The following is a 22,930-nucleotide window of genomic DNA, read 5'->3' on the forward strand; positions in this document are numbered from 1 at the left end:
GTCGCAGGCGCGCCTTTGCCCACCCTGCACATGCTGCGTATTCCAATCTTTCTCCTCACCCTGAGGAGGTCACGTAGCGACCGTCTCGAAGGGCGAGGCCACCGGCGGGGCCTCATGGTTCGAGACGCGCTGCGCGCTCCTCACCATGAGGGGCGAGAGGGTGGGCACGTCGCTGCGCCTTTGCTCACCCTACAAATTCGCTGCCTTCAATCCCTCGACCATCGCGCGGACGATGGTGGCGACTTCGCTGCGCAAGGCTTCGATGGGCACTGCGATCAGCTTGTGCTCCAGCCCCAGCGCGACCATGCCGTGGACGGCGGAGAACAGGCTGCGGGCCGTGACGCTCAGCTCTCGCGGTGAGCGCGCGGGAAAGAGCGCGGCGAGCGGGCGGTAGATGTGGCCGAACAGGTCCATCTGCTCGGAGATCGCCCAGTCCGGGACCGGCTTGCCCGGCGCCATCCGGTGCTCGAACAACGCGCGCCATAGCTCGAGATTGTCGGCGGCGAAATCGCAATAGCCGACCGCGATGCGGACCAACGTGTCGGTGGGATCCGCCGGACCGTCCCGCTCCGCCGCGGTGAGGGCCGCGTCGAGCCGCGCCAGTGTGCGCGATCCTATCCGCAGGATCAGCTCGTCGACGTCCTCGACCAGATTGTAGACCGCGCCATTGGCGATGCCGAGTTCGCTGGCGAGATCGCGCGTCTTTAGGCCGGCCAATCCGCTGGCGGCGATCGACCGTTCTGCCGCCTCGATCAGCCGTTCGCGGTTTTTGGCTCGTCGTTCCAGGGCCTTGGACATTTGTCAATCACATTGTGAGCGCTGCTCAATAAATTATTGAACCACGCTCAAGTTCGAGCTACAAAGATGATGTGAGCAATGCTCATAACAGGGAGCTGGCAAATGTTCAAAACCGTTTTCACGCTTTTCCGCGGCACCGTGGCCGCGGCGGAGGAGGAGCTGCAGGATCGCTCGGCCCTCCTCATCCTCGACCAGCAGATGCGCGACGCGGCCTCTGCCATCGATCGCTCCAAGCGAACGCTGGCGCTGGCGATTGCCGGAGACCAGCAGGAGGGCCGTCGGCTCGAGGCGACCAATGCGCGGATCGGCGATCTCGAGCTGCGCGCCACGGCCGCGCTGGAAGGCGGCCGTGAGGATCTGGCGCGGGAGGCCGCGCAGGCGATTGCCAATCTCGAAGCCGACCGCGACGCCGCGATGACCGCGCGCACGCTGTTCGGTCAGGAGATCGCGCGGTTGAAGCGCCATGTCGCCAATGCCGAGGTGCGGCTCACCGAACTCGACCGCGGCCGCCGCATCGCTCGCGCTTCCGACGCGGTGCGCTCGCTGCGCCGGAGCGGCATCGAGGCCGCGCGCCCTTACGAATCCACGCTGCCGGAAGCGGAGAACACGCTGCGCAGGTTGCGCGAACGGCAGATGGAAGCCCAGGCCGCCGACGAGGCGCTGATCGAACTCGACGCCGCCAGCGGACCGCTCGCCACCGCTGAGAAGCTCGCCGAGCTGGGCTTTGGTCCCCGCATGAAATCGACTGCCGACGACGTGCTCGCACGGCTCAAAGCCGGGCGCGCAGCTACTGCCTGAACCTTCAAGTCCTCAACATTGTTCATTTAAGAGAGATTGTCATGAATCAGAACGTCCAGCCCCACAGCAATGCGTGGGTCACCTTCACCTATGCCTCCTTCCTCGGCTCCGCCTTCCTGGTCGGCGTCGGCATATTCTTCCTGCCTGTCGATCTCTGGATGAAGGGCTATCTCACCATGGGCATCGTGATGCTGGTACAGACCTGCGTCACCCTGACCAAGACGGTCCGCGACGTCCATGAAGGCGGCAAGCTGGTGAACCGCATCGAGGACGCCAAGGCCGAACGGATCCTGATGGAAGTGTCCAAGGCGGCCTGACCAGGCAGCCGGAGATGGAACGAACTTCGCGAGGCGGCGGATGTCTGGCATCCGCCGCTTTTCGCCGCGAGGATGCAGCGATGACGGCGCGCAAGGGAGCATTTACCTTCTCACCATGAGCGCCGCCTGGCGCTTACAGCGCCTTAATGGGCGAAGGGCAGTAATCTGGCCCGACAACGGGCAGCGGCATGGCGTCTTGGAGTAGAATCTCGGTCTCGCGCTTGCGCGAAAGATTTGGCAAAGCCGGCGTGGCACTGGCGCGCCTGCCCGGCCACGCCACCTTCTGGCTCAAGGCGTTGTCGCAGCCAAACATCGATCTCACCTTGCGCACGCATGCGGGCCTTCGCACGCGCATCGTCGAGCGTCCGGGCGTCTCGCTGCCGCAGGAGGAATTGGCGGCACTGGTCTCGCAGCTACGCGTCGTGGCCGCCAAGACGCTGCCGCAGGAGAGCCTGACTTACGGCATCTTCTCCGGCGAGCCCGAGCGTCTCGCGCGCGCCATCATCACGCTGATCTCGGAAGAGGAAACCGGGCGGCCGATCGCCTTCAATGCGCTGTCGGTGATGGAGGTCGAGCTCGACGGCGCGCCGATCGACGTCACCCATCTCGGCCTCGTGATGATCGACCCTGACGTGCGCGGGCAGGGACTGTCCTGGGTGCTCTATGGCATGACCGCACTGGTGCTGTTTGCGCGCGACGGGCTGCGTCCGAAATGGATTTCCAATGTCACGCAGGTGCCGGCGGTGGTCGGCATGGTCTGTGAGACATTTTCCGATGTGTACCCGTCGCCGCTATCAGGCGCGCGGCGCAGTTTTGCGCACCTGCAGCTCGCGCGCGGGATCATGGCGCGTCATCGCGCGGTGTTTGGTGTCGGTTCCGAGGCCGGCTTTGACGAAGAACGCTTCGTCATCACCAATGCCTACACCGGCGGCTCGGATGCGCTGAAGAAGAGCTTCGAGATCGCGCCAAAGCACCGCAATGCGATCTATGGCGAGTTCTGCGCTCGCGAGCTCGACTATGCGCGCGGCGATGACGTGCTGCAGCTCGGCCGCATCGATCTGGCCGGCGCGCGGCGCTATCTCACGAGCGAGGTGCCGGCGGGCTCGCTGCCGGCGCTGATTGCCGCCTCCGCCGTGCTGGCGTTGCAGCGGCTGGTGTTGCCGTTCTTCCACTGGTTGGATGACACGCGCACGTTCGGCTCGCTGCGGCCGCGTTCTCGCGACAAGGATGGGCGCCGATGAATCCCGGGATCGTGGCCGATTCCATCGTCAATCTCTGCGGTGCGATCGGGCTCTGCGTCGCGATGATGACGTTCTACTGGCGCGACCCGAACAGCCCGCTGACGCGGCGCCTCTTGTTCGGACTCGGCGTGATCGCGCTCCTGTTCCTGGTGCGCGGCGTGGCGTGGTGGAGCGGCAGCGATGTGCTGGATCGCCTGAGCGTCATTCCGGCGGCGCTGATCCCGCTTGGCGCGCTTGTCGTGACCGAAGGCATGCTGCGGCGGCATGCGCCGCGCGTGGTGAAGATGCTGGCGGTGTTCGGTGGCATCTTGCTCGGCCTTGGCGGCGCGCTCGGGCTTGCCCGGTTCACGACGGCTTATGCTGTTTCGTTGTCGCTGTTCCAGCTTGCGGGCTTTCTCGTCTGTGCCTTGTTGCTCGCGCGCCGCGATCGCGCTTCGCTGATGGCGTCGGAAAACCGCAGCATCGGACGCCTCGCAGCCGGCGCGCTGATCGTGATTCCGTTCGTGATCACCGATTTCCGCACGCTGTTTCCGGACATCCCGGTCCGGCTCGGTGCGATCGGCGCGCTCTTGACCGTGACCGTGATCCTGATCGCAGGGGGCGGTGCCGAGACGCGGCGTCACGGGCTTGCGCTGATGACCTTGCGGCTTGGCAGCTCGGCGCTGCTCGGCATCGCCGCCGCCTTCATCGCCGGCGATGTCGATGCCGCGCAGATCGAGCGCTTCTGCGCGGTCGCGGTCGCCGGCGTGCTCACGATCGCCCTGATGACGGATGCGCTGCGCGCGGTGTTCGAGGCGCAGGAGCCGGGGGTCTTGAATGCGGCAGCGCTGTCGACGGCCAGGACGCGTGACGAATTGATCGCCGAACTGGCGCGGCATCCGATCTTCGAGCACGCGCGGCGCTACCGCGAGGCCGAGCTCGCCAGTTACGATCCGCCGCGCTTGCGGGAATTGTTCGCCACGCAGCGGGTGCTGCGCCGGTCGGGTGCGCCCTGGGGATATCCACCTGACGACCCCGCGGTCGAGCGCGTGCTCTCGCTGATTGCGGCCAACAGCGCCACGCATGTGATCGTGCTCTCGCATGATCCGGTCGACCTGATCGTGCTCGCCGTGCCCGTCACATCAGCCGATCCCGCCACCGAAACCGCGCTCGCACTGGTGCGGCGGTTGCTGGCGCTGACGCCGGAGACGGTGTGAGGTCGGCGGAAATCCGCCGGCCTCTTTGGCTCTCCGCTCGCCTATCAGCCGCAGACCTGCGTCGGCTGTGTACGCCAGCCGTGCGTGGTGTGGACGCGGCGATTCACGACATAGCAATTGCCGTTGTCGTAATAGGTGTCGCTGAAGCCGTAATACGGGTAGCCATAGCCGTACGGATAGTCGTAGGCATAGTCATCGTAATAATAGGGATCGTACAAGCCGAGGCCGAAGCCCGTGCCGAAGGCGAAGCGCCGTCCATGGAAGCCGCGGCCGTGGAAGCCGCCACCACGGAATCCGCCGAAGCCCTGATGAATACCGCCGAAGGCGTTGTGGAATCCGCCGCCGGCAAAGCCGCCGCGGAAACCACCGCCGCCGAAGCCGCCACGGAATCCGCCACCGCCAAATCCGCCGCCATGAAAGCCGCCGCCACCAAAACCGCCGCCGTGGAAGCCGCCGCCACCGCCAAAGCCGCCACCATGGCCGCCGCCGCCTCCGCCACCACGTGCCAACGCCACCGTCGGCGCCGCCGCAAGACCAACCGATGCAGCCGCCAACAATGCGATAACCATCTTGCGTAACATTACACCACTCCGTCAGTATCGCACCCAGCCCGCGATCATGATGAGGTGGCGATCATTTGCGAGATCGCGATGCGCACACCGCTCAACTCCGTGCGAGCGTCTTTAAATTCCAGTTTAGAGAGAATTGAACGGCGCAGTCGGAGCAGCGCTGCGGTATTACATTGGCAATGAAGAACGCCGGCTTTGTTGCGGGGGAAAAAGCGACCGCGGCGCGAAAGCTGCGGTCGCGGTCCCGGAATTCGCATGGAGGAGCGCTGCAGCGCTGCTCGATATCCATGAGGCGGCGACTATTTTCCCTTCACGAACGCCGCGAAAGCATCCGCATAATCCGGATGCCAGCGCGACAGTGCGGGACGGTTCTCGACGATGTCGCCGACGGCCCACAGGATGCGCCGCTCGTCGAGCTGCCGCGGCACGTCATTGTCGGGGCAGAGGATATAGAAATCGCCGGCGTCGAGCCGCTCGATCATGAAGTCGATCGTCTGCTCCGCCGTCCAGGCGCTGGCTGGCTTCTCGGCGCGTCCGCGCGCGGTCAGGCCGGTGAAGACGAAGCCGGGGATCAGCAGATGCGCTGACAGCCGGCAGCCCGGCGTGTTGCGCAATTCGTGCTGCAGCGCCTCGGTGAAAGCCTTCACGCCGGCCTTGGATACGTTGTAGGCGGGATCGCCCGGAGGCGTCGTGATGCCCTGTTTAGAACCGGTGTTGATGACGAGGCCGTCGCGCCCGCGCTCGATCATGCGCGGCACGAAGGCATGCGTGCCGTTGATGATGCCCCACAGATTGACGCCGAGAATCCGCTGCCAGTTCTCGCGCGGACCGAACATCTGGCTGCCCGGCTGGACGCCTGCATTGTTCATCAGGATGTCGGTGCCGCCGAACCGTTGTCGCACCGCGCTTTCCAGTTTCACGAGGTCCTCGAACCGGCTGACGTCGACGGTTTCGGTCATGATGCTGTCGGCGCCGCCGGGCGCGATCATTGACAGTTTTGTGGCGGCTTCCTTGAGAGCGTTGGCACTGACGTCGGCGACGCAGACCTTCATGCCCGAAGCGGCGAAGCGCATGGCGGCGGCGAGCCCGATGCCGGACGCGCCTCCGGTGATCACGGCGACATGATTTGGCGACATGGCGGGGTGGGGCATGGTCTGTCTCCGACAAAATACGTGGCAGCGATCTCTAGGCTAACATGGCGGTCGTGCCATGCACGATGGTGCATGGGAGGTCTTCATTGCCGCGCTGCCCGCGATCAGGCCGGCTGCTTTACGGATTTGGGTCGCCGTTGTAGAGTTCCGCATATAACGGGTCTGAAACCTGCAAGGCCCGTCATATAAATCTCGTTCCATATCAAGGGAGTGCAAACATGGCTGTCACACAGGCAATTCCGATCACGCGTCACCCCTACGCGGACGGTTCCTACAAGAAGATGCTGATCGACGGCCAATGGGTCGATGCGGCCTCCGGTAAAAAGTTCGAGACCCACAATCCCGCGACCGGCGAATTGCTCGCAACGGTAGCCGAAGGCGACGCGGAAGACATCAACCGTGCGGTGGCGGCGGCGCGTCGTGCCTTCGAGGGCCCGTGGAGCAAGGTCAAGCCGTTCGAGCGGCAGAGCATGCTCTTGAAGCTCGCCGACCTGGTGGAGAAGAACTTCGAGGAACTGTCGCAGCTCGATACGCTCGACATGGGCGCGCCGATCAGCCGCACCCGCGGCAACCGCCTGCGCGTGCTCGGCATGCTTCGTTATTATGCCGGGCAGGCGACCGCGCTGCATGGCGAGACCATCGAGAACTCGCTGCCGGGCGAGATATTCTCCTACACCTTGAAGGAGCCGGTCGGCGTGGTCGGCGCGATCATTCCATGGAACGGGCCCTTGGCGGCGACGGTCTGGAAGATCGGCCCGGCGATCGCGACCGGCTGCACGGTGGTGCTGAAGCCGGCGGAAGAAGCCCCGCTGACATCGCTTCGGCTCGCGGAGCTCTGCATGGAAGCCGGCATTCCGCCTGGTGTCGTCAATGTGGTGCCGGGATACGGCGAGACCGCAGGCGCGGCGCTCTCCTCACATCCGGGCGTCGACAAGGTCGCCTTCACGGGTTCGCACGTCACGGGCCAAGCGATCGTGCGGGCGTCGGCCGGCAACCTCAAGCGCGTCTCGCTCGAGCTCGGCGGCAAGTCGCCGGACATCGTGTTCGCCGATGCCGATCTCGACCAGGCGGTGCCGGGCGCGGCAATGGCGGTGTTCGCCAATTCCGGGCAGATCTGCAGCGCGGGTACGCGGCTGTTCGTCGAGCAGAAGGTCTATGACGAGTTCGTCGGCCGCGTCGCCGAATTCGGCAAGAAGCTGCAGGTCGGCAACGGCATCGATCCGAACACGCAGATCGGCCCCCTGGTGTCGCAGCAGCAGATGGATCGTGTCAGTGACTATCTCGATATCGGCCAGAAGGAAGGCGCGAGGGCTGTTGCCGGCGGCGCGCGGCTGACCGAAGGGCCATTGGCAAAAGGCTATTTCGTGCAGCCGACGGTGTTCGCCAATGTGCAGGACAATATGCGCATCGCGCAGGAGGAGATCTTTGGGCCGGTCATCTCCGCGATCGCCTTCAAGGACACGGACGAACTGATTCAGCGCGCCAATGCGACGATGTTCGGCCTCGGCAGCGGCGTGTGGACCACCAATGTCAGCAAGGCGCACCAGGTTGCGCGCGCGCTGCGCGCCGGCTCGGTCTGGGTCAACTGCTACCAGGCGATGGACCCGGCGGTGCCGTTCGGCGGCTACAAGATGAGCGGCTACGGCCGTGAATCCGGCAAGCAGCATTTGGAGGAATATCTCAACGTCAAGGCGGTCTGGATCAAGACGGCCTGACACTCCCTCGTCATTCCGGGATGCGCCAAAGGCGCAGGCCCGGAATCCATCGGGCCGCAGATTGCGTGGATAAATGGATTCCGGGCTCGATGCTCCGCATCGCCCCGGAATGACGAGCTTGGCGGCCCTCGTGGCCGCCACTTGCTTTTCAGCGGCGCGCGCCTCCCCTATAGTGCCGGCAACGACAACACAAAATCCGGGGCAGGCATGAAATTCCCGTCGCTTTTCTCTCCTCTCAAGATCGGACCGTACCAGCTCCAGCACCGCGTGGTGATGGCGCCCTTGACGCGGATGCGCGCGGAAAAACCGTCGCTCGCGCCGCGGCCGCTGAACGTGGAATATTATGCCCAGCGCGCCACGCCGGGTGGGCTGATCATCGCGGAAGCCTCGCCTGTGGTGAATACCGGGTTCGGCAGTCCGGGCATTCCCGGCATCTACAGCGAGCAGCAAATTGCCGGCTGGCGGAAAGTGGTCGACGCCGTGCACGCCAAGGGCGGCATCATCTTCCTGCAGCTCTGGCATGTCGGCCGCGTCTCGCATTCCTCGTTCCAGCCCGGCGGCGCGCTGCCGGTCGCACCATCAGCGGTGGCGATCTCCTCCGAGTTCAAGGCGATGACGGCGGACGGCAAGGTTGTCGATTACGAGACGCCGCGCGCACTCGAGACAAGCGAGATTCCCGGCGTGATCGAGGCCTACCGCGAGGGCGCGAAGAACGCGCTGGAGGCTGGCTTTGACGGCGTCGAGATCCATGGCGCCAATGGCTATTTGATCGAGCAGTTCCTGCAGTCGCGCAGCAATCTGCGCACCGATCAATATGGCGGGTCGATCGAGAACCGCGTGCGCTTCCTGATGGAGGTGACGAAGGCCGTTATCGAGGTCTGGGGCGCGAACCGCGTCGGCGTGCGGCTGTCGCCTTACGGTATCGCCAATGGCAGCGGCGAGGCCGACCCGATGCCGCTCTACAGCCACGCCATCAAGCAGCTCGATCCGCTCGGGCTCGCCTATCTGCACTTCATCGAGCCGCGTTCCTCCGGCGCCGGCCGCGCCGAGGTCAATCACCAGAACGTGCCCTCGGCGATGGTGCTGTATCGCCCGATGTGGAGCGGCGTCCTGATCACCGCCGGCGGCTTCACCGGCGAGACCGCGGATGCCGCAATCGCGGCGGGACACGCGGATGCGATCGCCTTCGGCCGCATCTTCATCTCCAATCCGGACCTGCCGCGCCGCCTGCAGCGCAGCTATCCGATCACACCGTATAATCGCGCGACGTTCTACGGCGGCGAGGAGAAGGGATATACGGATTATCCCGTGCACGACGAGATGGCGCAGGCGTAAACACCGCCGTCATTGCGAGCGTAGCGAAGCAATCCATGGTTCCGCGCGTGGAGAGATGGATTGCTTCGTCGCTTCCGCTCCTCGCAATGACGAGGAAAACGAGGAGCGACAATGGCCAAAGCAGCCGCTGCAGGAGGGATCGCGTCGGGCCAATGCCTGTGCGGCGCAGTTCGGCTTGAGATCGACGTGCCGGCGCGCTGGGCCTGGCATGATCATTCCGCGCCGAGCCGCCGCGCGCATGGGGCGGCCTATGCGACCTATGTCGGGAGCTGGCGCAAGCGGTTCCGCATCGTCGCGGGGAAGGATGCGATCACGCGCTACGAGGATGACGCGACGAAGACCGTGCGCAGCTTCTGCGCGACCTGCGGGACGCCTCTATTTTACGAGCGCGCTCGCTCGCCGCACATGGTGAACATTCCGCGCGCGCTGTTCCTGGGCCGTACCGGGCGGCAGCCGCTCTATCACGTCGCGATCGAAGAGCTGCAGGAGTGGGCCTATACCGGCGAACCGCTGGTGCCATTGAAGGGTTATCCCGGCGTGGTCTGGCATCGCTCGAAAAAGAAGAAGCGCCCCGATCGCGAGGGGATGTTTTGAATTTTCGTAGCCCGGGTGGAGCGTAGCGCACCGGGTTCGCCCGTGGCTCCCCGGATTACACTGCGCTCCATCCGGGCTACGGTCCTACGGCGCTACATCGCAAGGCAGCCATGAGCGCAGGCGCGATTGCTCGGGGCGTGCAAGTTTGGTCATGATGCCTCATCCCGCGCGCCAATGAGCCCGAGGGTAGGAGGAGACATGAAGAATCGCATTACCGGGCGTTCGGCGTTCCTGGCGCTGTTGAAGGACGAGGGCATCACGCATCTGTTCGGCAATCCCGGTACCACCGAATTGCCGATCATGCATGCGCTGAAAGACCATCCCGACCTCACCTATGTGATGGCGATGCAGGAGAGCCTGGTGGTGGCGATGGCCGACGGATTCAGCCGCGCCTCCGGCAAGCTCGTCGCCTGCAACGTCCATGTCGCGCCCGGTCTCGGCAACGCGATGGGCTCGCTGTTCAACGCCAAATTCACCGGCACGCCGTTGATCCTCACTGCCGGCCAGCAGGAGCAGGGCCACGGCTTGACGGAGCCGGTGCTTTATGGGCCGCTGGTGCAGATGGCGGAGCCGCTGGTGAAATGGGCGGTCGAGGTGACGCGACTGGAGGATCTGCCGCGCATCGTGCGCCGCGCCGCCAAAGTCGCGACCACGCCGCCGACCGGACCGGTGTTCATCTCGCTGCCCGGCGATATCCTCAATTCCGAAGCCGGCATCGAGCTCGGCCGGGCGACCCGCGTCGACACGCGGGTGAAGCCGTCAGATGAATCGCTGCAGGCGCTGGTCGCGCGCATCCTCAAAGCCGAGCGGCCGGCGATCGTCACCGGCGATGAGATCGTCAAGAGCGATGCGCTGCAGGAAGCCGCCGAACTCGCGGAAACGCTCGGCGCGCCGGCCTATCAATCTTCGACGCCCTATGGCGCGCACTTCCTCTCCGAAAGCCCGTGCTTCATGGGCGCGATCGCTCGGGTTCAGAAACTTGCGCGCGAGACCCTCGCGCCCTACGACCTCATCATCGCACTCGGCGGCGATCCCTTGCGGATGTCGGTCTATAGCGAGATCGATCCGCTGCCGGATGGGCTCGGGATCGTGCAGGTCGGCCTGGTCGACTGGGACCTCGCCAAGAACTACGGCGCGGAGATTGCGCTGAAGGCTGACGTGAAGGAAACCCTGCGCGCGTTGATCCCGGCGCTGAAAGCAGCCGGCGGCGGCGCGCTGGAGGCGCGGGCAAAGCAGGGCGTTGCGGCGCTGGCGTCAAAAAACTGGGCCGCGAAGCGCAAGGCGCTGGTCGACCAGATCTCGAAAGCCGAGGGCACCTCGCCGATCGATCCGGACTGGCTGGCGCTGCAGGTTGTCGAGGCAATGCCTGATAATGCGATCCTGGTCGATGAAGGCCTGACCTCGTCGCGCCAGATGATCGCGCTGCGCCCGCACCGCGACCGCTATGGCTATCACGCGCTCGCCTCCGGCGGCATCGGCTGGGGATTGCCGGCATCGGTCGGCGTCAGCCTCGCCAATCCGCAGCGACCGGTGGTGTGCTTCTCCGGCGACGGCAGCGCGATGTATTCGATCCAGTCGCTGTGGACCGCGGCCAACCACAAGCTGCCGCTGACGTTCGTCATCGTCAACAATGGCGGCTACCGCATCATCAAGCAGCGCCTCCTCGCCTTTCACGGCGACGATCATTATGTCGGCATGGATTTCGTCGACCCGCCGGTTGATTTTACTGGCGTTGCGAAGTCGCTTGGATTGGAAGCGATACGGATCACCGATCCCCGCGAACTCAAGGGCGCGATGCGGTCCACATTCGGCCGGCCCGGCACGAAGCTGATCGAGGTGGTGGTCAGTAATTCGGTGAATTGAGCCACGGATTGTAGGGTGGGCAAAGCGAAGCGTGCCCACCATTACGAGTGGAGTGCTTGACGGTGGGCACGCTCTGCTTTGCCCACCCTACGATTCTTCGTCGTCATTGCGAGCGAAGCGAAGCAATCCATTGCGCCGCTTGCGGAAGCGTGGATTGCTTCGTCGCTTCGCTCCTCGCAATGACGGTGTGAGGGGCTGTCAATCCTACTCCGCTGCCGTCGCGTGCGGCTTGATGCGGTAGCGACTCGCGGGGTGCTCGTCCGTCAGCCGCGCGCGGCCCGTGCCGAACAATTTCTCCCGCAGCGTGCCTTGTGCATAGTCCTGCTTGTATCGGCCGCGGCGGGTCAATTCCGGCACCAGCATGTCGGCGATGTCCTCGAAATCGTCGGGCGAGATCGCAAACGCGACGTTTAGGCCATCGACGTCGGTCTGCTCGAACCAGCGCTCGATGTCATCGGCGACCTTTTCCGGTGTGCCGACCACGACCGGGCCGATGCCGCCGATGCCGACATGCTCGGCGACCTCGCGCACGGTCCAGATGCGATCGGGATCGGCGCGGGTGATGTTGTCCATCGCGGTGCGGCCGGCGTCGTTATGGACATGGCGCACCTCCTGGTCGAGGTCGTAGGTCGAGAAATCGACGCCGGTCCAGCCGGACATCAGTGTCAGTGCGCCCTCATGGCTGATGTGGCTGCGATAGTCGGCATATTTCGCGTTTGCTTCGGCCTCGGTGCGGCCGAGGATGACGGTCATCATGCTGAACATCAGGATCTCGGCCGGATTCCGGCCCTTCTGGGCGGCAAGCTCACGGATGGCGGAGACTCGCGGCGCGATCACCTTGGCCGACGGTCCCGACATGAATACGCATTCGGCGTGCTCGGCGGCGAACTGCCGGCCGCGTGGCGACGTGCCGGCCTGATAAAGCACCGGCGTGCGCTGCGGCGACGGCTCGCTCAAATGCAGCGCGTTGAGGCGATAATTCTTCCCCTCGTGCTTGACGGGATGCACCTTGGCGGGATCGGTGAAGATGCTGCGCGCGCGATCGCGGATCGCAGCGTCGTCTTCCCAACATCCTTCCCAGAGCTTGTAGACCACCTCCATATATTCGTCGGCGATCTCGTAGCGGTCGTCATGCGCCGTCTGCTTGTCCTTGCCGGCGCCGCGCGCGGCCGAGTCGAGATAGCCGGTCACCACGTTCCAGCCGACGCGGCCTTCGGTCAGGTGGTCAAGCGTCGACATCCGCCGCGCGAATGTGTAGGGCGGCTCGAAGGAGAGATTGCTGGTGACGCCGAAGCCGAGATGCTTCGTCACCGCGGCCATCGCCGGAACCAGCAGCAGGGGATCGTTCACTGGCGTCTGCGCGGCATTGCGCAGCGCAGCGTCCGGGCCGCCGCCGAACACGTCATAGACGCCGAGCACGTCGGCGAGGAACAGACCATCGAACCGGCCGCGCTCCAGCGTTTTGGCGAGATCGAGCCAGTAGGGCAGCCGGTTATACTCCGCGGTGCGGTCGCGCGGATGGGTCCACAATCCCGGCGACTGATGCGCCACGCAGTTCATGGCAAAGGCGTTGAGCCGGATTTGTTTTGTCATCGTGGGCAACCCGAGAAGCGCGGCATCGCTGCCGCGCCAAAGCGTGGAAGAAATTTATCGTCCGGCCTGCCCGAACGGCAGTTCCTCACCGGCCGGCGGCATGACATGCGCGACGTTGAGCGTCATCGACACCACATCGTAATAGCCGTTCACCGCGACCAAATCCATCACGCCCTGTTCGCCGAATTTTGCAACCGCTTTCTGGTAGATGGCATCGTCGACGCCATGGTCACGGCGGAGCTGGGTAGTGAACTCCCAGACGATCGCTTCATCCTCCTTCATGTTTTCGGGCTTGCGGCCGGCACCGAGCGCCGCGACGATCTTCGGATCGAGCCCCGCCTTCAGCGCGAGCGGCGCGTGCGCATACCACTCATATTGCGAGCCCCAATATTGCGCGGTCATGATGATCGCCATCTCGTTGACGCGCTTGTCGAGCGAGGTGTTGAAACGGAGATATTCGCCGACCTTCTGCAAGCGGTCCGCGAGTTCCGGGCTGCGTAACCAGGCATTGAACGGTCCGCTCATGCCTTTGCGCGGGCCGGACATGATGGCATCCGCGACCGTGCGCTGGGCAGGGGTCATCTTCTCCAGCGGGATCTCCGGAAAGCGCTCGCCGGTCGCGGCCGGTGCGACGCCGGTGAACAGGATGCAAAGTGCCGAGACGCGCAGGATCGTTTTCATGGATGACCTCCCTATTTGATGTCCGGACGGACGCCGGACTGCGCGGAAATTGTTGCAGCTTGGCGAGCGTTGGCAAGCTTTATTCGGGCGTCTTCCAGCCGCCGCGATATCCCTATAAGAGGTGGGCAGGTTGGTTGCGGGAAAGGCAGATCATGGCTGACAGGGCTGACGCGATCGCGCGGGTGCGCGCGCAATTTCACTCTGGCGAGTTCCTGCGCGAGCTCGACAAGCGGGTCGGCTATCGCACGGAAAGCCAAAATCCTGGCAGCGGTGACGCGCTGCGCGCCTATCTCACGGAGAATCTGCAGCCTGCGCTGGCCGAACTCGACTTCAAGACTCGCCTGATCGAATCGCCGACAGGGAAGGGGCCATATCTGCTCGCCGAATATATAGAGGACGCCTCGCGCCCGACCGTGCTCACCTACGGCCATGGCGATGTCGTCGACGGCATGATCGGCGAATGGCGCGACAATCTCGATCCCTGGAAGACCACCATCAAGGGCGACCGCGTCTATGGCCGCGGCACCGCAGACAACAAGGGCCAGCACAGCATCAATATCGCGGCGCTGCGTGCGGTGCGGGAGACCCGCGGCGGCAGGCTCGGCTTCAACGTAAAGTTCATCATCGAGACCGGGGAGGAGATCGGCTCGCCCGACCTGCGAACGATCTGCGAAGCCTATCGTGAGGAACTCAAGGCCGACCTGTTCCTGGCATCCGACGGGCCGCGGCTTTCGGCCGAACGGCCCACGATCTTCCTCGGCTGCCGCGGCGGCAACCGCATCCATCTCGATGTCAACCTGCGCGAGGGCGGGCATCATTCCGGCAATTGGGGCGGTGTGCTCGCCAATCCCGCCACCATCCTGGCGAACGCGATTGCGAGCCTGGTCGACGCCAAGGGCCGGATGAAACTGGAAGCCTTGAAGCCGCCGCCGATCTCGAACCGGGTCCGCGCGGCGCTGGCGGATGTGAAGGTCGAGCCGGGCGCGGACGAGCCGGCGCTGTCGCCGGACTGGGGCGAGGAAGGGCTGTCGCCCGCCGAGCGGCTCTACGCCTGGAACACGCTGGAAGTGCTGGCGCAGTCAGCAGGCAATATCGCAAGCCCGGCGAATGCGATCCCGGGGAAGGCGAATGCCGTGCTGCAGCTTCGCTTCGTTGTCGGCACGAAGATCGACAAGGTCGTCGATGCCGTGCGCGCGCATCTCCATGCCAATGGTTTCCCGATGGTCGAGGTCAGCGGCGCGCAACGATTTGCGGCGTCGCGGACCGACATGGACAGTCCCTGGATCGACTGGACCGCGACATCGATCCGCAACACCACCGGCAAGGCGCCGGCGGTGCTGCCGAATTTCGGCGGCTCGCTGCCGAACGACGTATTTTCGGAAGGTCTCGGCTTGCCCACGATCTGGGTGCCGCATTCCTATCCCGGCTGCTCGCAGCACGCACCCGACGAGCACATTCTGCTGCCGGTGACGGAAGAAGCGCTCACGATCATGGCCGGCCTGTTCTGGGATCTCGGTGAGATGGCGCGGGCGCTGTGATCGCAGCCGACGCACCAAGCGAGTCCGCATAGGGCGGTCTATATAAAGGGTGCCGAGCCCGTCGATGCGCCGACGCCGCCATCGATCGCCAAGTTTACGCCATTGACAAAGCTCGCATCCTCGCTGGCAAGAAACGCGATGACACCGGCAACCTCTTCCGGCTGGGCTGCCCGTCCCAGGGGAATGCGTTCTTCTAGCCGCTGAAGCACGTCAGGGAAGTGTTCGAAGACGCGCCTCGTCAGGTCGGTGAATATGGTGCCTGGACAGACCGCGTTGATGCGCACGCCTTTTGGGGCAAATTCGAGGGCCAGGCTCCGCGTGAGATTGCTGACCGCGCCTTTTGTGGCGTTGTAAAAGTTGAGCCCGCGATCGCCGCCAAGCCCCGAAATGGATGACACGTTGATGATCGAGCCCTTGCTCTCGATAAGATGAGCAAGCGTCGCCCGCGTTACGTTGAAGACCCCATCGACGTTGACCGCGAAGACCTCGCGCCAATTCTGAGTGGGCAGATCGAGGAAAGCCCCGGCAGTTCCCGTTCCCGCGTTGTTGACGACAATGTCGATCCTGCCGAGCCTGCGGACGACATCGGTGACGAGGTCTTCAACCGCATTCGCGTTGGAGACATCAGCCGGCCGGATCATGCAGCGGTCGGCTGTCAAGGTTGCGGCGACGTCCTGCAATTTGGACGCCCGGCGTCCGTTCAGGACGACGATCGCTCCTTCCTCATGAAATCGGCGTGCGGTCGCAGCGCCGATACCACTGCCGGCGCCGGTGACGATGACTACCTTGCCGTCGAACCTTCGGGACATAGCTCGTGAACTCCACCTGATGCGATCGATGCGTCGGCGGATGCTGGGGAGCTTCGATTGCAGTTGTATTTCAGCGGAGACATTCTTGGCTACATTTGAAGGCGGTCACGGCGACGAGACTACGAATCGGCTGCGCGGAGGCGGAGCGCTCTCGACGAGGCTCTAGCGGGTGCGACTAAAGTGCACCGCCGCGGGTACCTTGCGACTGTCCGCACTTCAGGCCATCATGGCGGCAGCCATCGCCGGGCACGTTGGGGACACCTGCTTGAGCCATATGACGTCATCTCGGATGCGAGCCATGCCGCCGTCGCGGCGTTGCCGCGCCGTCCGACCAAATGCGGCTGACGGACATTCTGACACAATCGAACCTATCCAAACGAGGAGAACTACGCATGAAACGCCTTCTTTCGATCGGCTTCGCGCTCGCCGCCGCGCTCGGCGCGGCTGAGGCCGGCGCCCAGGAGCTGACGGGGACGTTGAAGAACATCAAGGAGACCGGCACGATCACGCTCGGCCACCGCGACTCCTCAATCCCCTTCTCCTATCTCGACGACAACCAGAAGCCGATCGGCTATGCGATGGACATCTGCCACAAGATCGTCGACGCGGTGAAAAAGGAACTGAAGCTCGACAAGCTCGAGGTGAAGCTCAATCCGGTGACGTCATCGACCCGCATTCCGCTGCTCGCCAACGGCACCATCGATCTCGAATGCGGCTCTACCACTAACAACGCCGAGCGGCAGAAGCAGATTTCCTTCACCAACACCCATTTCCTCACCGCGAGCCGCTACGTCTCGAAAAAGTCGAGCAAGCTCAATTCGATCGACGATCTCAAGGGCAAGGCCGTGGTGTCGACCGCGGGCACCACCAACATCAAGCAGCTCACCGAGGCCAACGCCGCGCGCGGGCTCAACGTCAACATCATCCCGGCCAAGGACCACGCGGAAGCGTTCCTGATGGTCGAAACCGACCGCGCGGTCGCCTTCGTGATGGACGATATCCTGCTCGCAAGTCTGGTTGCGGGGTCGAAAACGCCCGACGATTACGTGATCTCGAAGGACGCATTCTCGAAGCCGGAGCCTTACGGCATCATGCTGCGCAAGGACGACCCGGCCTTCAAGAAGGTGGTCGATGCGGCGACTGCCGCGCTCTACACCGGCGGCGAGGGACAGAAGATCTACGACAAATGGTTCACGCAGAAGATCCCGCCGAAAGGGCTGAACCTGAATACGCCGATCGCTGCGGAGCTGAAGAACGAGTTCGCCAAGCCCTCGGACTCGCCGGACCCGGATTCGTATAAGTAAACGCAGCTTTAGACCTCATGGTGAGGAGCGCGTAGCGCGTCTCGGGACGATGCTTCGCATCGCCGGGAGAACCATGAGGCCCGACCGTGGCCTCATCCTTCGAGACGCTTGCTGCGCAAGCTCCTCAGGATGAGGGGAAACAGCGGCTGGCCGGCCATCCTTGGCCCGGCCATTGCATGGGCGGGCCGGGCGTATCGCGGAACGGGGGAGCTTTGAACTATCACTGGAACTGGCAGATTTTCTTCGAGCCGAACCCGACCGGCAGTGGCACCTATCTCGACATGCTGCTGTCGGGGCTGGCTCTGACGATCAAGACCGCGCTCACGGCCTGGATCATCGCGCTGGTGTTCGGCTCGGTGGTTGGCGTGCTGCGCACGCTGCCGTCGAAGGTCGCAGGCTGGATCGGCTTCTGTTATGTCGAATTCTTCCGCAACATGCCGCTGCTGGTGCAGCTCTTCCTGTGGTTCTTCGTGCTGCCGGAACTGTTGCCGCGCGCGGCGGGACTGTGGCTGAAGCAAATGCCGAACGCGCCGTTCTGGACGGCTTCGATCGGCGTCGGGCTGTTCATGTCGGCGCGCGTTGCCGTGCAGCTTGCCGCCGGTATCGCCTCGCTGCCGCGGGGCCAGAAGCAGGCGGCGACCGCGCTCGGGCTGACGACGGCACAGACCTATCGCTACGTGCTGCTGCCGATGGCCTATCGCATCATCCTGCCGCCGCTGACCTCCGAATTCCTCAACACCGTGAAGAACACGGCGGTGGCGATCACCATCGGGCTGATCGAATTGACCGGGCAGGCGCGCGCGATGCAGGAATTCTCGTTCCAGGTGTTCGAAGCCTTCACGGCCGCGACCATCATGTATCTGCTGGTCAATATCGTCGTCGTCACCGGCATGCGCTTCCTGGAGCGCAAGGTCGCGATTCCCGGCTACATCGCGGGGAAATAGCATGCTCGGCAGCTTCGATTTCGACGTCATCCGCCGCTCGCTGCCCTACCTCTTCGTCGACGGCATGACGTTCACGCTGACGCTGACCGCGCTGTCGGCGCTGGGCGGGTTGGTGTTTGGAACGCTGATCGCGCTGATGCGCTTGTCCGGCTTCAAGCTGCTCGGCCGCATCGCCGGGCTCTATGTCGATTTCATGCGCTCGCTGCCGCTGGTGCTGGTGATCTTCTGGTTCTATTTCCTGGTACCCTATATCGGGCAGTGGCTGACCGGCGCGTCGCGCCCGATCAGCGTCGGCGCGTTCGCCTCCTCGCTGATCACCTTCATCATGTTCGAGGCGGCGTATTTCTCCGAGATCATGCGCGCCGGCATCCAGTCGATTTCGCGCGGCCAGCCGGCGGCGGCAAGCGCGCTCGGCCTGACCTACGCGCAGAGCATGCGCTACGTCGTGCTGCCGCAGGCGTTCCGCAACATGCTGCCGGTGCTGCTCACCCAGACCATCGTGCTGTTCCAGGACACCTCGCTAGTCTACGTCCTGTCGATCCCGGATTTCCTCGGCGCCGCCAGCAAGGTGGCGCAGCGCGACGGGCGGCTGGTCGAGATGTACCTGTTCGCGGCAGTGGTCTATTTCACCATCTCCTGCCTTGCCTCCTTCGGCGTCCGCCGCCTCCAGGCGCGCATCGCCATAGTTCGGTAGATAGTCATGCAGTTGAAATTTCGAGGCACGCACCTCTTCACCTCTCCCATAGGGAAAGGTCGGATCGCACAAGCGATCCGGGTGAGGGGCCCTGCTCTATCGAGGGACCTTAACCCCTCACCCGGCGCTGCGCGCCGACGTCTCCCTTCGGGAGAGGTGATCTCGCGGCAACAGTTGAGCCAGGCATGATCGAACTTCGCCACGTCAACAAATGGTACGGGCCGACCTTCCAGGTGCTGAAGGACTGCACCACCAGCGTCGCCAAGGGCGAGGTCGTGGTGGTCTGTGGCCCTTCGGGATCGGGCAAGTCGACGCTGATCAAATGCGTCAATGCGCTGGAGCCGATCCAGGGCGGCGAGATCGTCCTGGACGGCATCAAGGTCAATGATCCCAAGACCGACCTGCCGAAGCTGCGCGCGCGGGTCGGCATGGTGTTCCAGCACTTCGAGCTGTTTCCCCATTTGCGGATTATCGACAATCTCTGCCTGGCGCAGGAGAAAGTGCTCGGCCGCAAGCACGATGAAGCGGTGGCAAAGGGGATGAAGCTGCTCGAGCGCGTCGGGCTGAAGGAGCACGCAAAGAAATATCCGGCGGAGCTTTCCGGCGGGCAGCAGCAGCGCGTCGCGATTGCGCGGGCGCTGGCGATGGACCCCGTCGCGATGCTGTTCGACGAGCCGACCTCGGCGCTCGATCCGGAAATGATCAGCGAGGTGCTCGACGTGATGGTCGACCTCGCGCGCGAGGGCATGACCATGATGGTCGTCACTCATGAAATGGGCTTTGCCAGCAAGGTCGCCCATCGCGTGATCTTCATGGATCAGGGCGAGATCGTCGAGGATGCGCTGAAGGCGGATTTCTTCGGCAAGCCGCGCAGCGACCGCGCGCAGAAGTTCCTGTCGAAGATCTTGCAGCATTAATACCGCCGTCATTCCGGGGCACGCGAAGCGTGAGCCCGGACTCCATTCAGCCGCTTGCGCTGGCGGGGAAATGGATTCCGGGCTCGATGCTGCGCATCGCCCCGGAATGACGCCGAGGGTTTGATGGCCTGGAGGCCTATCGGCATTAACGAATTGCGTATAGAAACCCCATCGCATCACTACGTCCGGGAGACTTCGCTTGGAAAAGATCGCTTACGTCAACGGCTCCTATGTACCCCTTTCGGAGGCCAAAGTGTCGGTCCTCGACCGCGGCTTCCTGTTCGCCGATGGGATCTACGAGGTGGCCGCCGTGCTCGACGGCAGGCTGGTCGATAACGCCTCGCATCTGGCGCGACTGGAGCGCTCGGTCGGCGAGATCAGGCTGGAACTGCCGGAAACAATCGCGCGGATCCAGGACATCCAGAAGGAGCTGGTGGCGCGCAACAAGCTCGTCAACGGCATGGTCTATCTGGAGGTGACCCGCGGCGCCGATACCGGACGCGATTTTGCCTTTCCCAAAGGGGTGAGGCCGACGCTGGTGATGTTCACCTCTGAGAAGGACATCGTCGGGGCGCCCTCGGCCAAGACCGGCATCAACGTGATCACGGTGCCCGACATCCGCTGGGAGCGGCGCGACATCAAGAGCGTGGCGCTGCTGGCGCAGGTGCTGGCCAAGCAGGCGGCCGCCGAAGCTGGCGCCGGCGAGGCCTGGATGATCCAGGACGGCAAGGTCACCGAGGGCGGCTCGTCCTCTGCCTTCATCCTGACCCAGGACGACGTCATCGTGACCCGACAGAACGGCAGCGAAATTCTGCCCGGCTGCACCCGTAAGGCCGTGGTGGCGCTCGCCGAGGAACGCCAGCTCCGCGTCGAGGAGCGCGCCTTCTCGATCGAGGAGGCGCTGGCCGCCAAGGAAGCCTTCATCACCAGCGCCAGCCTGTTCGTGCAGGCGGTGGTCGCCATCGACGGCAAGAAGGTCGGCAATGGCAAGCCCGGCCCGATGACGGAGCGGCTGCGCGAGATCTATGTGGAGTTCGCCAAGGCGACTGCGGTGTAGCATGTCACCCTCATCATTGCCGGGCTTGACCCGGCAATCCATCTCGCTTCGGAAGAGTCTTTTTTGATGGATGCGCGGGTCAAGCCCGCGCATGACGAGGGGGTGCGCGCGGCAATCCTAATGCGCGCCGCCGCCGGCCAGCGCATTCGGCTTCTTCAGGAGCGCCGCGGCGAACAGCGCGACGATCAGCGCGACGCCCATCACGTAAAAGGTGTCGCTGAAGGCCAGGATATAAGCCTGCTTCTGCACGATCCTGCCGACTGCGACGATAGCGCGGTGCGTGGCATCGGCATGGTCGGCGACGCCATGGCTCATGAAATATTGCGTGAGCTGCTCGATCCGCGTGCGGGTCGCCTGCTCCAACAGCGAGACCGACTGCATCAGCACGTTGGAATGATACTGCTCACGTTTGGTCAGCAGCGTCTGCAACAGCGCGATGCCGACGGCGCCGCCGAGATTGCGCATCATATTGAAAAGCCCGGACGCCGAGCCGGCATTCTCGGCCTCGATCCCTGCAGTCGCGACCGCCGATAGCGGCGCCATCACCAGCGCCTGGCCGATGGCGCGCACGATGTTCGGCCAGAACAACTGGTCGGTGGCGTAGTCATTGGTCATATAGATGTTCATGAAATTGGAGGCGGCGAACAGCGTGAAGCCGACGCCGATGATGATGCGCGGGTCGAAGCGCTGCATCAGGCGTGGCACCAGCGGGATCAGCACGAGCTGCGGCAGCCCGGTCCATGCCAGCACCATGCCGATCTGCTCGGCATTGTAGCCCTGAATCCGTGACAGATATTGCGGCAGGATGAACACCGAGCCGTACAGCGCGGTGCCGAGCAGGAAATTGGCCAGCATGCCGAAGCCGAAATTGCGGCGGAGCAGCAGGCGCAGGTTGAGCAGCGGCTTGTTCGCGGTGAGCTCGATCACGATGAACGCCACTAGCGCCACCGCCGCGATGACGGAGAGGCGGACGATGAAGGGCGAGCCGAACCAGTCGTCCTTGTTGCCCTCTTCCAGCACCGTCTGCAGTGCGGACAGGCCGATCGCCATGGTGATGATGCCGGGCCAGTCGCCCTCGCGCAGAAGCGAGAGCTTCATTGGTTTTACTTCCAGCGAGAAATAGAGCATGCCGACCATGATCGCGCCGGGCACCAGGTTGACATAGAAGATGTACTGCCAGCCCCAGTTCTCGGTGAGATAGCCGCCGATGGTCGGGCCGATCGCCGGCGCGAACGTCGCCGACAATGCGAATATGGCGAGCCCGATTGGCTGCTTCGCCTTAGGTAGCAGCGTGATGATCAGTGTGAACGCCAATGGGATCAGCACGCCGCCGGTGAAACCCTGCACGGCGCGCAGCGCGATCATCTGCGGCAGGTCGTGCGCGAGCGCGCAGGCCGCGGAAAAGACAAGGAACAGAACAGCATTGGTCAGGAGATAGCGCCGGACCGAGAACACCTGCGCGAGCCAGCCGCTCAGGGGGATCACCACGATCTCGGCGACCAGATAGGAGGTCGAAATCCAGCCGCCGTCATCGATGCCGGCGCCGATCGCGCCCTGGATGTCCGCCAGCGAGGCGTTGACGATCTGGATGTTGAGCACCGCCATGAAGGCGCCGAGATTGGCGCCGACCACCGCGATCCAGATTTTTGCGGGGATAGCCGGTGCGGCGGCGGGTTTTGGGCTGAGGTCCGCGGAGGACGCGGCGTTGAGCGTGGGCTGTAGCGTGGTCATTAGTCTCGTCCGCTAGCGCGTGATGAAGCCGAATTGCTTCCGCGATCGATGCTGCACTCCTCTCCCGCAAGCGCGAGAGGAGAAC

At 64.1% G+C, this 22,930-nt stretch carries 21 protein-coding genes; 14 read left to right on the top strand and 7 right to left on the bottom strand.

The genetic code is table 11. The annotated features are described in order from the left end of the window. Positions 1 to 189 precede the first annotated feature (189 nt). Entirely contained in the window at positions 190 to 798 is a 609-nt protein-coding gene (locus AC5ZG5_RS18485) for a TetR/AcrR family transcriptional regulator (RefSeq protein ID WP_028168072.1), read from the bottom strand. A gap of 102 nt (positions 799 to 900) precedes the next feature. Here AC5ZG5_RS18485 and AC5ZG5_RS18490 point away from each other — a divergent pair, with 102 nt between their 5' ends. The 4 genes from AC5ZG5_RS18490 (at position 901) to AC5ZG5_RS18505 (ending at position 4,350) form a co-directional block, all read left to right on the top strand. After that, the gene (locus AC5ZG5_RS18490; protein ID WP_456643239.1) at positions 901 to 1,596 is read left to right on the top strand and encodes a PspA/IM30 family protein; all 696 of its coding nucleotides are present in this window, start codon (positions 901 to 903) and stop codon (positions 1,594 to 1,596) included. A 41-nt stretch (positions 1,597 to 1,637) separates the two neighbouring features. After that, a complete protein-coding gene (locus AC5ZG5_RS18495; protein WP_130228438.1) occupies positions 1,638 to 1,913 on the top strand; it encodes a YiaA/YiaB family inner membrane protein in 276 nt (91 codons plus the stop codon). 188 nt (positions 1,914 to 2,101) lie between these two features. Further along, on the top strand, positions 2,102 to 3,154 hold the full coding sequence (locus tag AC5ZG5_RS18500) for a hypothetical protein (protein ID WP_456671204.1): 1,053 nt from the start codon (positions 2,102 to 2,104) through the stop codon (positions 3,152 to 3,154). Continuing rightward, positions 3,151 to 4,350 (top strand): hypothetical protein, encoded by a 1,200-nt coding sequence (locus AC5ZG5_RS18505; RefSeq protein ID WP_130228439.1) that lies wholly within the window; start codon positions 3,151 to 3,153, stop codon positions 4,348 to 4,350. Before AC5ZG5_RS18500 ends, AC5ZG5_RS18505 begins: the two co-directional genes overlap by 4 nt. Positions 4,351 to 4,394: 44 nt before the next feature. On the opposite strand, the gene AC5ZG5_RS18510 is transcribed toward AC5ZG5_RS18505, so the two are convergent. Both AC5ZG5_RS18510 and AC5ZG5_RS18515 read right to left on the bottom strand, forming a co-directional pair. Beyond that, positions 4,395 to 4,931 carry a hypothetical protein gene (locus tag AC5ZG5_RS18510; protein WP_456643237.1) on the bottom strand — a complete coding sequence of 179 codons (537 nt, stop codon included), beginning with the start codon at positions 4,929 to 4,931 and terminating at the stop codon, positions 4,395 to 4,397. Between the two features lie 287 nt (positions 4,932 to 5,218). After that, a complete protein-coding gene (locus tag AC5ZG5_RS18515; RefSeq protein WP_456643236.1) occupies positions 5,219 to 6,070 on the bottom strand; it encodes an SDR family NAD(P)-dependent oxidoreductase in 852 nt (283 codons plus the stop codon). A gap of 218 nt (positions 6,071 to 6,288) precedes the next feature. On the opposite strand from AC5ZG5_RS18515, the gene AC5ZG5_RS18520 reads away from it, so the two are divergent. From AC5ZG5_RS18520 to AC5ZG5_RS18535, 4 genes are all read left to right on the top strand, one after another. After that, positions 6,289 to 7,785 (top strand): aldehyde dehydrogenase family protein, encoded by a 1,497-nt coding sequence (locus tag AC5ZG5_RS18520; protein WP_028168065.1) that lies wholly within the window; start codon positions 6,289 to 6,291, stop codon positions 7,783 to 7,785. A 207-nt stretch (positions 7,786 to 7,992) separates the two neighbouring features. Further along, complete coding sequence (locus AC5ZG5_RS18525; RefSeq protein ID WP_456643235.1) at positions 7,993 to 9,120, top strand: alkene reductase; 1,128 nt, start codon at positions 7,993 to 7,995, stop codon at positions 9,118 to 9,120. Between the two features lie 111 nt (positions 9,121 to 9,231). Then, a complete protein-coding gene (locus tag AC5ZG5_RS18530; protein WP_028168063.1) occupies positions 9,232 to 9,714 on the top strand; it encodes a GFA family protein in 483 nt (160 codons plus the stop codon). Positions 9,715 to 9,912: 198 nt separating this feature from the next. Continuing rightward, the gene (locus AC5ZG5_RS18535) at positions 9,913 to 11,577 is read left to right on the top strand and encodes a thiamine pyrophosphate-binding protein (RefSeq protein ID WP_456643234.1); all 1,665 of its coding nucleotides are present in this window, start codon (positions 9,913 to 9,915) and stop codon (positions 11,575 to 11,577) included. A 204-nt stretch (positions 11,578 to 11,781) separates the two neighbouring features. Here AC5ZG5_RS18535 and AC5ZG5_RS18540 read toward each other — a convergent pair whose 3' ends face one another. Then, positions 11,782 to 13,170: an LLM class flavin-dependent oxidoreductase gene (locus AC5ZG5_RS18540; protein ID WP_456643233.1), complete on the bottom strand. Its 1,389-nt coding sequence runs from the start codon at positions 13,168 to 13,170 to the stop codon at positions 11,782 to 11,784. A 54-nt stretch (positions 13,171 to 13,224) separates the two neighbouring features. Beyond that, positions 13,225 to 13,851: a carboxymuconolactone decarboxylase family protein gene (locus tag AC5ZG5_RS18545; protein ID WP_207231117.1), complete on the bottom strand. Its 627-nt coding sequence runs from the start codon at positions 13,849 to 13,851 to the stop codon at positions 13,225 to 13,227. A gap of 152 nt (positions 13,852 to 14,003) precedes the next feature. Between AC5ZG5_RS18545 and AC5ZG5_RS18550 the strand changes: the two genes are divergently transcribed. Continuing rightward, a complete protein-coding gene (locus AC5ZG5_RS18550) occupies positions 14,004 to 15,389 on the top strand; it encodes a M20 family metallopeptidase (RefSeq protein ID WP_456643232.1) in 1,386 nt (461 codons plus the stop codon). A gap of 38 nt (positions 15,390 to 15,427) precedes the next feature. Here the strand turns inward: AC5ZG5_RS18550 and budC are convergent, their stop codons facing one another. After that, positions 15,428 to 16,198 carry a meso-2,3-butanediol dehydrogenase gene (gene budC, locus AC5ZG5_RS18555; protein ID WP_130229198.1) on the bottom strand — a complete coding sequence of 257 codons (771 nt, stop codon included), beginning with the start codon at positions 16,196 to 16,198 and terminating at the stop codon, positions 15,428 to 15,430. A 392-nt stretch (positions 16,199 to 16,590) separates the two neighbouring features. Between budC and AC5ZG5_RS18560 the strand changes: the two genes are divergently transcribed. The 5 genes from AC5ZG5_RS18560 (at position 16,591) to AC5ZG5_RS18580 (ending at position 21,114) form a co-directional block, all read left to right on the top strand. Then, positions 16,591 to 17,502 (top strand): amino acid ABC transporter substrate-binding protein, encoded by a 912-nt coding sequence (locus AC5ZG5_RS18560; RefSeq protein ID WP_130229199.1) that lies wholly within the window; start codon positions 16,591 to 16,593, stop codon positions 17,500 to 17,502. A gap of 212 nt (positions 17,503 to 17,714) precedes the next feature. Further along, positions 17,715 to 18,446, top strand: coding sequence for an amino acid ABC transporter permease (locus AC5ZG5_RS18565; protein WP_028168056.1), 732 nt, complete (start codon positions 17,715 to 17,717; stop codon positions 18,444 to 18,446). A 1-nt stretch (position 18,447) separates the two neighbouring features. Then, positions 18,448 to 19,140: an amino acid ABC transporter permease gene (locus AC5ZG5_RS18570; protein ID WP_028168055.1), complete on the top strand. Its 693-nt coding sequence runs from the start codon at positions 18,448 to 18,450 to the stop codon at positions 19,138 to 19,140. A 185-nt stretch (positions 19,141 to 19,325) separates the two neighbouring features. Further along, the gene (locus tag AC5ZG5_RS18575) at positions 19,326 to 20,057 is read left to right on the top strand and encodes an amino acid ABC transporter ATP-binding protein (protein ID WP_456643231.1); all 732 of its coding nucleotides are present in this window, start codon (positions 19,326 to 19,328) and stop codon (positions 20,055 to 20,057) included. 199 nt (positions 20,058 to 20,256) lie between these two features. Beyond that, entirely contained in the window at positions 20,257 to 21,114 is an 858-nt protein-coding gene (locus AC5ZG5_RS18580) for a D-amino-acid transaminase (RefSeq protein WP_456643230.1), read from the top strand. Positions 21,115 to 21,231: 117 nt separating this feature from the next. On the opposite strand, the gene AC5ZG5_RS18585 is transcribed toward AC5ZG5_RS18580, so the two are convergent. Beyond that, positions 21,232 to 22,845, bottom strand: a complete 1,614-nt coding sequence (locus AC5ZG5_RS18585; RefSeq protein WP_456643229.1) for an MDR family MFS transporter — start codon at positions 22,843 to 22,845, stop codon at positions 21,232 to 21,234. Positions 22,846 to 22,930 lie beyond the last annotated feature (85 nt).

The sequence above is a fragment of the Bradyrhizobium sp. Ses1 genome (assembly GCF_059512365.1).

Excerpts from the sequence above, each read along its gene's own strand:
- AC5ZG5_RS18485 (WP_028168072.1), bottom strand. The coding sequence starts at position 798 with ATGTCCAAGGCCCTGGAACGACGAGCCAAAAACCGCGAACGGCTGATC.
- AC5ZG5_RS18490 (WP_456643239.1), top strand. The coding sequence starts at position 901 with ATGTTCAAAACCGTTTTCACGCTTTTCCGCGGCACCGTGGCCGCGGCG.
- AC5ZG5_RS18495 (WP_130228438.1), top strand. The coding sequence starts at position 1,638 with ATGAATCAGAACGTCCAGCCCCACAGCAATGCGTGGGTCACCTTCACC.
- AC5ZG5_RS18500 (WP_456671204.1), top strand. The coding sequence starts at position 2,102 with ATGGCGTCTTGGAGTAGAATCTCGGTCTCGCGCTTGCGCGAAAGATTT.
- AC5ZG5_RS18505 (WP_130228439.1), top strand. The coding sequence starts at position 3,151 with ATGAATCCCGGGATCGTGGCCGATTCCATCGTCAATCTCTGCGGTGCG.
- AC5ZG5_RS18510 (WP_456643237.1), bottom strand. The coding sequence starts at position 4,931 with ATGTTACGCAAGATGGTTATCGCATTGTTGGCGGCTGCATCGGTTGGT.
- AC5ZG5_RS18515 (WP_456643236.1), bottom strand. The coding sequence starts at position 6,070 with ATGCCCCACCCCGCCATGTCGCCAAATCATGTCGCCGTGATCACCGGA.
- AC5ZG5_RS18520 (WP_028168065.1), top strand. The coding sequence starts at position 6,289 with ATGGCTGTCACACAGGCAATTCCGATCACGCGTCACCCCTACGCGGAC.
- AC5ZG5_RS18525 (WP_456643235.1), top strand. The coding sequence starts at position 7,993 with ATGAAATTCCCGTCGCTTTTCTCTCCTCTCAAGATCGGACCGTACCAG.
- AC5ZG5_RS18530 (WP_028168063.1), top strand. The coding sequence starts at position 9,232 with ATGGCCAAAGCAGCCGCTGCAGGAGGGATCGCGTCGGGCCAATGCCTG.
- AC5ZG5_RS18535 (WP_456643234.1), top strand. The coding sequence starts at position 9,913 with ATGAAGAATCGCATTACCGGGCGTTCGGCGTTCCTGGCGCTGTTGAAG.
- AC5ZG5_RS18540 (WP_456643233.1), bottom strand. The coding sequence starts at position 13,170 with ATGACAAAACAAATCCGGCTCAACGCCTTTGCCATGAACTGCGTGGCG.
- AC5ZG5_RS18545 (WP_207231117.1), bottom strand. The coding sequence starts at position 13,851 with ATGAAAACGATCCTGCGCGTCTCGGCACTTTGCATCCTGTTCACCGGC.
- AC5ZG5_RS18550 (WP_456643232.1), top strand. The coding sequence starts at position 14,004 with ATGGCTGACAGGGCTGACGCGATCGCGCGGGTGCGCGCGCAATTTCAC.
- budC (WP_130229198.1), bottom strand. The coding sequence starts at position 16,198 with ATGTCCCGAAGGTTCGACGGCAAGGTAGTCATCGTCACCGGCGCCGGC.
- AC5ZG5_RS18560 (WP_130229199.1), top strand. The coding sequence starts at position 16,591 with ATGAAACGCCTTCTTTCGATCGGCTTCGCGCTCGCCGCCGCGCTCGGC.
- AC5ZG5_RS18570 (WP_028168055.1), top strand. The coding sequence starts at position 18,448 with ATGCTCGGCAGCTTCGATTTCGACGTCATCCGCCGCTCGCTGCCCTAC.
- AC5ZG5_RS18575 (WP_456643231.1), top strand. The coding sequence starts at position 19,326 with ATGATCGAACTTCGCCACGTCAACAAATGGTACGGGCCGACCTTCCAG.
- AC5ZG5_RS18585 (WP_456643229.1), bottom strand. The coding sequence starts at position 22,845 with ATGACCACGCTACAGCCCACGCTCAACGCCGCGTCCTCCGCGGACCTC.